Genomic DNA, 6,381 nt, shown 5'->3' with positions numbered 1-6,381 from the left:
TATCAATCTCAGAAATATCTCTAGAGTGTTTGGGGATAATCTGAGGATCAAATTCAGCATTTCTATCCCGCGGAATATCAAAGTCAATTTCACCAAGAGAAGTTTTAACTCTTTTAGAATTATACCCATTTCGAGTATTAGTTTTATTAGAAGAACGTTGATATTTAGAGAATCCAAGAGTTTCATCCATCTCACTATCAAGAAGAATGGAAACTCCATCTTTAAGTAAATCTTTCATGATAGATTGTAAATCTAAAACATTTTCAATATTATATTTATCCATAATTTCAGCAATTAATGGATCTACCTCTCTTCTTCTTTTCTTAACCATAAAAACCTCCTCAGTTTAATAGATTATACTCTATCAACTAAGAAGGTTGAAATTAATTTACACTAAATTTGGGATACGCCCCAGGTCAATGATACCAAGGGTGTGGTTTTTTGATTTATTTTTATAAAATAACAGAGATCTCCGAGGTTCACAGAGAAATTATTTTCTTTTGCCTGACTAAGGTCTGACTATCGCAATATTCTATGTTTATGATAGTATATTGGTGATGCCCACATAGGGTAGATTCTGACTTTTCTTTTTTCGCTAATTGCGCGAATAACTACTAATTAAATAGAACGCGAATCTCTTCGAGATACACAGAAAATATTTAATCTACACAGATTAAAAACATTTCTACTGCCACAACACAGGAGCTTCTTTTCTGTCGCAGATTATACAGATTACTCAGATTAAAAAAACTATCAACGCAGAGATATAGAGATTCATGTAATTCGTGACTAATTTCTAATTATTTCTATGTGTAACTCTTTTCCCCCTCTACGCTATCTGTGTCCAAAGCTTTTCGCTTTTTCCTAGTCTTAACCTAAAATAAAAATCCACTACCATTAGAGTTTCTTCCGTGTATGTGATAACATCCGCGTTCCATTGCCTTTTATCAATTTTCAAAAATACCTCCTAATTCCCCTCCTAGGGCCTCCTAAAAACTTCCCCTTGTAATTACCCCTGTGATCGAAATATGGCAAATAAGAAGGCCTTAAATGCATTGGTACTATTGGCATTGAGAGGTGATAAATGGCTAAGGCCACTCAGTACCCTAAAGGGGTTTAAAAATACCCTTAAAGATAGTAAAAATAGACTTATTTCATCTAATAATTATAGTAATCTAAAAAAAATTAGTATTAAGAATAAGATATTTTGGGAATACCCCTTGCGGGGAGAACCTGTCTTTTCACTAATTGTTTGACAAAACCGATCATCATAATCATATTTTTGAAATATATTGTATTTGATTTAGGAGGAGCATTCCTGTATTTCTTTTATATAGACAGATAATAAATTTTTAAAAGTTGTCTTTCTTTAGAAAGATTGATAAAATGATTAAAGAAAAGAAAAGAGGCAATAGGGGAGAAAACAATGGAAGAAAGAAAATTTCATAAATTAATAACACATATAAAAAAAGAAATAAAATCAGGTGAGTTAAAAAATGGATCTCAAATAGATCCAGAACGTATCCTGGCTGAAAATTTAAATATTGGAAGATCCTCGATAAGGGAAGGAATAAAAATATTAGAGATAATTGGATTGATTGAAAGTAAGAGAGGCGGTGGGAATTATATCACCCATGATTTTAAAAATATGCTATGTAATCCGTTGTCTCTGGCTTTTGAATTACAACAAGGGAAAACAAGAGATGTTATTGAACTTAGAAAGATGCTAGAACTTTCCAATGTTGAATTTATGATTAAGAGGGTAACTGCAGAGGAAATAAAGCAGGTTGAAATAATTTATGATAAGATGATCGATTGTAATGGTCTTGAAGAGTTGGCTAATTTAGATAAGGATTTTCACCTTTTAATGATATCTTTTTCTAAAAATATTTTGTTAACCACAATTATTTCTGCTATATCTGAACTATTAGAAACATCAATGATAGCATCTAGAAATATGGTTTTAGAAAAATTTGGCAAGAGACAAATAGATTTTGATCATAAAATGATTTTAGAAGCACTAAAAAATAGAGATGAAGAAGGATTAAGAAATAGTTTAAATATTCATTTTGATAATATCGATAAGAGTATAGAAAATATAGATTAAATTTTTTAAATTAAATATACTGAAGAAAAGACCTCTATCATGGAGGTCTTTTAATTTTATCAGAATAAATAATGTGAAAATAATAATTTAACCCCAAATTGTAATAAAAATAAAAAAAATATTTTTTCTCCCTGTTTTAATGCAAATTGTTTTGAATTCAATTAGAAATGGGCGTAAAAGGTATACTAATAAATAAAAAATAGGGTTTTAAAAATATTGGTGTTTGTATTTGGAAAATATGTATAGATAAAAAAATAACTTTGTTGACATATGATAAGGGGTGAAGTAACCTTTTAGAGGAAACAGAATGAGATTATTTGTTTTTAATTTTTTCATAAAAAAATTGGTCAGACCAATTTAAAAATACGAGGAGGATAAAATATGAAAATTGCCGTTTGTATAAAACAAGTGCCTGGAGGCACAAATGTCCAGGTTGATCCAGTTACAGGAGTATTATTAAGAGATGGTGTTGATTCCAAAATAAATCCATATGATCTGTATGCCTTAGAATCTGCATTTCAAATAAAAACTCAAATTGACAGTGAGATAGGAGTCCTATCTATGGGGCCACCTCAAGCTAAAGCTGTGATTAGAGAATCATTTTCTATGGGAGTAGATACAGGAGTGTTACTTTCTGACAGAAAATTTGCTGGAGCAGATGTATTGGCTACATCTTATGCTCTAGCTCAAGGATTAAAAGCAATGGGAGAAATAGATCTAATAATCTGTGGAAAACAAACTACCGATGGAGATACAGCTCAAGTTGGACCAGAGATGGCAGAATATTTATCTATACCTCATATTTCGAATGTAAGTAAAATATTAGAAGTAACTTCAGAAAATCTTACTGTAGAAGCAGATATGGGTGAAACTATAGAGATACAAACTATTGGTTATCCCTGTTTAATCACTGTGGAAAAAGGAATTTATACTCCTAGGTTACCATCTTATAAAAATAAATTAGATACAGCTACTAGAGGTATAAAAGTTTTAACTTTTGATGATTTAGATGATCAAGATGAAAAAAAATATGGTTTAAATGGATCACCGACTCAGGTAGAAAGAATATTTAATCCTCCTAAAAATCCAGATAAAGAGATGTTTTTAGGGGACGGAGCAGCGGTTGAATTATTTGGTAAATTAAAAATGAGAAAAATTATCTAGGAGGTTAAAATGGCTCAATTAGTTATAAATCACGATAAAATAAATCATAAAAAAATGATGGAATTGATAGAACTATGTCCCTTTAATGCAATCGAAGAACAAGATGGTCAGACATATATAAATTCTGGATGTAAAATGTGTAAACTTTGTGTTAAAAATGGTAATGGTACAATAGATTTTGTAGAAGATGAAACCATAACAAGTGTAAATAAAAAATTATGGAATGGAATAACTGTTTATATAGATCATTTTCATGGTGTAATAAATCCAGTATCGCTAGAATTGATAGGTAAAGCAAAAGAATTAGCTGGGGTAATAGATCATCCAGTTCAAGCTATTTTAATAGGTTCTGATGTAAAAAAAATAGCAGAAGAGTTAGAACATTATGGAGTAGATGAAATTCATGTCTATGATTATAAAGAATTAGAGCATTTTAAGGTTCAAAATTATACTGAGGTATTTGGTGACTATATCAATAACAAAAAACCATCATCAATATTAGTAGGAGCAACCACATTAGGAAGATCTTTAGCTCCTAGGGTAGCAGCAAGGTTTAGAACTGGGCTTACTGCAGATTGTACTATATTAAAAATTAAATCTAATACAGATCTAGTTCAGATAAGACCAGCATTTGGTGGAAATATAATGGCACAAATAGTTACAGAAAGACATAGACCTCAGATGTGTACAGTAAGAGCTAAAGTCTTTGATGCACCTGAAAGAACTATAGAAAAAAGTGGAAAAATAGTAAATCATGAGATAGATGTAAAAAAATTAAATTCAAAAATTCAAGTTTTAGATATTGTAAAAAAAGATGCAGAAGTTTCTATAGCAGATGCTGAGGTAATCGTTGCTATTGGAAGAGGGGTTAAAAAAGAAGAAGATATCGCGATGATTCAGGAATTTGCAGATCTTGTAGATGGAAAGATAGCTTGTACTAGACCTCTTAGCGAGTGTGGATGGTTGAGCAATAAATTACAAGTTGGGTTAAGTGGAAGAACTGTAAAACCAAGATTATTATTTGCATTTGGAATCCATGGAGCAGTTCAATTTACTGCAGGAATGAATGGATCTGAAACAATAATTGCTGTAAACATAGATGAACAAGCTTCCATTTTTGATGCAGCACATTATGGAATTGTAGGAGATTTATACAAGGTCATTCCAAAATTGACAGAAGAAATAAAAAAAGATAGAAAAATTACTTTTTAAATGGAGGATCAAGATGCATAGTAAATATAAAGAAATAGAAATAAATGATTTTGAAAATATAAAAAAATTAATTGGAGATACAGAAAGAGTAATCTTTAAAGATGAAATTAATCCAGATTATGCCCACGATGAATTAGGTGGCATAGAAAAGATGCCAGATATATTGGTAAAGGCTTGTTCTACTAAGGAAATTTCTGATATTATGAAGTATGCCTATGAACATTATATTCCTGTAACTGCGAGAGGATCAGGAACTGGACTTGTAGGAGCATGTGTTCCCCTTTTCGGAGGAATAGTTATTGAAACTACAGGTATGAATAAGATATTAGAATTAGATGAGGAAAACTTAACTCTGACTTTAGAGCCTGGAGTATTACTCATGGAGATCAGTAAATATGTAGAAGAGCAAGATTTCTTCTATCCTCCAGACCCAGGCGAAAAAAGTGCAACAATCGGAGGGAATATCAGTACCAATGCAGGAGGAATGAGAGCTGTAAAATATGGTGTAACTAGAGATTATGTAAGAGGATTAGAAATTGTACTTCCTAATGGAGAAATTATTGAAGTGGGTGGAAAAGTAGTAAAAAACTCTTCTGGTTATAGCATCAAAGATTTAATAATAGGTTCTGAGGGAACTCTTGGAATTATTACAAAAGTAATTTTAAAATTAATCCCATTACCTAAGCATACAATAAGTTTATTAGTTCCATTTGAAGATCTTAATACTGCTATTGATGCAGTACCAAGTATTATAAAATCTAAAGCTATACCTACAGCTATTGAGTTTTTACAGAGAGAAGTAATTGTTGCTGCCGAGGAATATCTTGGGAAGATATTCCCAGATAAATCTAGTGATTCATATCTTTTATTAACATTTGATGGGAATTCAAAAGAACAGGTAGATAAAGATTATGAAAAAGTAGCAGATCTATGTTTAGAAATAGGAGCGTTAGATGCTTACCTAGTAGATACAGAGGAAAGAAAGGAAGCTGTATGGTCTGCTAGAGGAGCATTCTTAGAAGCAATCCGTGGATCAACTGATCAAATGGATGAATGTGATGTAGTAGTTCCTAGAAATAATGTAGCAGAATTTATTAAATTTACAAAAGTTTTAGCTAATGAATTTGATATTAGAATACCTAGTTTTGGACATGCTGGAGACGGAAATTTACATGTTTATATCTGTAAAGATGGGATGGATGTAGATTTATGGGAGAAAAAAAGAGAAGATGTATTTAAAAAAATGTATGATAAATCTTTAGAATTAGGAGGATTAGTTTCTGGAGAGCACGGGATTGGATTTGCTAAGAAAAAATATATGTTCAATCAGTATGATGGAGGTCATCTTAATTTAATGGTTGGTATTAAAAAATCATTCGATCCAAAAAATATTTTAAACCCTGGAAAGGTTTGTCAATAGGTTTAGTAGTAGTCTTTTAATCAAAGGCTTTACTATCAAAAAAAAAAGGAGGAAAATATGTTATTATTTACAGCCCTTATTGCTATAGTCTTTCCCTTGTTATTTTTAGTTATCTTAAAGATGTCTGCTAAAAAAGGCATGATATTAAGCTATGCAATTTTACTTTTAGGTGCATACTTTATTTGGAACATGGAATATAGAGTTCTAATCGCATCCTCACTTCAAGGAATCCATAAAGCATTAACTATACTTCTTATACTATTTGGTGCTATGGTTCTTCTAAATATGTTGAAAAATACAGGTGCTATTACACGATTAAATAAAGGATTTAAAGCCCTTTCTGAAGATATGAGAGTTTTAACAATAATCCTAGCATTTTTATTTGGTGCTCTGCTTGAAGGAGTTTCTGGGTTTGGTGCTCCTGTTGCTGTTGTTGGTGCTTTGATGGTGGCATTAAGGTTTAAACCATTAACTGCGG

At 31.2% G+C, this 6,381-nt stretch carries 6 protein-coding genes; 5 read left to right on the top strand and 1 reads right to left on the bottom strand.

What is annotated here, in order from left to right; translation table 11 throughout:
* Positions 1-331: transposase (locus V5784_RS04355; RefSeq protein ID WP_336887834.1), on the bottom strand; the 331-nt coding region annotated here is incomplete at its 3' end.
* A gap of 1,095 nt (positions 332-1,426) precedes the next feature.
* Here V5784_RS04355 and V5784_RS04350 point away from each other — a divergent pair.
* The 5 genes from V5784_RS04350 to V5784_RS04330 all read left to right on the top strand — a co-directional run.
* Positions 1,427-2,107 (top strand): FCD domain-containing protein, encoded by a 681-nt coding sequence (locus V5784_RS04350; RefSeq protein ID WP_336887833.1) that lies wholly within the window; start codon positions 1,427-1,429, stop codon positions 2,105-2,107.
* Between the two features lie 381 nt (positions 2,108-2,488).
* Positions 2,489-3,271: an electron transfer flavoprotein subunit beta/FixA family protein gene (locus V5784_RS04345; protein WP_336887832.1), complete on the top strand. Its 783-nt coding sequence runs from the start codon at positions 2,489-2,491 to the stop codon at positions 3,269-3,271.
* Between the two features lie 9 nt (positions 3,272-3,280).
* Entirely contained in the window at positions 3,281-4,483 is a 1,203-nt protein-coding gene (locus V5784_RS04340) for an electron transfer flavoprotein subunit alpha/FixB family protein (RefSeq protein WP_336887831.1), read from the top strand.
* A 13-nt stretch (positions 4,484-4,496) separates the two neighbouring features.
* On the top strand, positions 4,497-5,903 hold the full coding sequence (locus tag V5784_RS04335) for an FAD-linked oxidase C-terminal domain-containing protein (RefSeq protein ID WP_336887830.1): 1,407 nt from the start codon (positions 4,497-4,499) through the stop codon (positions 5,901-5,903).
* Between the two features lie 57 nt (positions 5,904-5,960).
* Positions 5,961-6,381: L-lactate permease (locus V5784_RS04330; protein ID WP_336887829.1), on the top strand; the 421-nt coding region annotated here is incomplete at its 3' end.

The sequence above is a fragment of the Psychrilyobacter sp. genome, from assembly GCF_037132775.1.
Classification (GTDB): Bacteria; Fusobacteriota; Fusobacteriia; order Fusobacteriales; family Fusobacteriaceae; genus Psychrilyobacter.
This window is presented reverse-complemented; position numbering and strand designations above follow the sequence as displayed.

Bases quoted from the DNA above. Each gene is read 5' to 3' on its own strand.
- V5784_RS04350 (WP_336887833.1), top strand. From the start codon at position 1,427: ATGGAAGAAAGAAAATTTCATAAATTAATAACACATATAAAAAAAGAA.
- V5784_RS04335 (WP_336887830.1), top strand. From the start codon at position 4,497: ATGCATAGTAAATATAAAGAAATAGAAATAAATGATTTTGAAAATATA.
- V5784_RS04345 (WP_336887832.1), top strand. From the start codon at position 2,489: ATGAAAATTGCCGTTTGTATAAAACAAGTGCCTGGAGGCACAAATGTC.
- V5784_RS04340 (WP_336887831.1), top strand. From the start codon at position 3,281: ATGGCTCAATTAGTTATAAATCACGATAAAATAAATCATAAAAAAATG.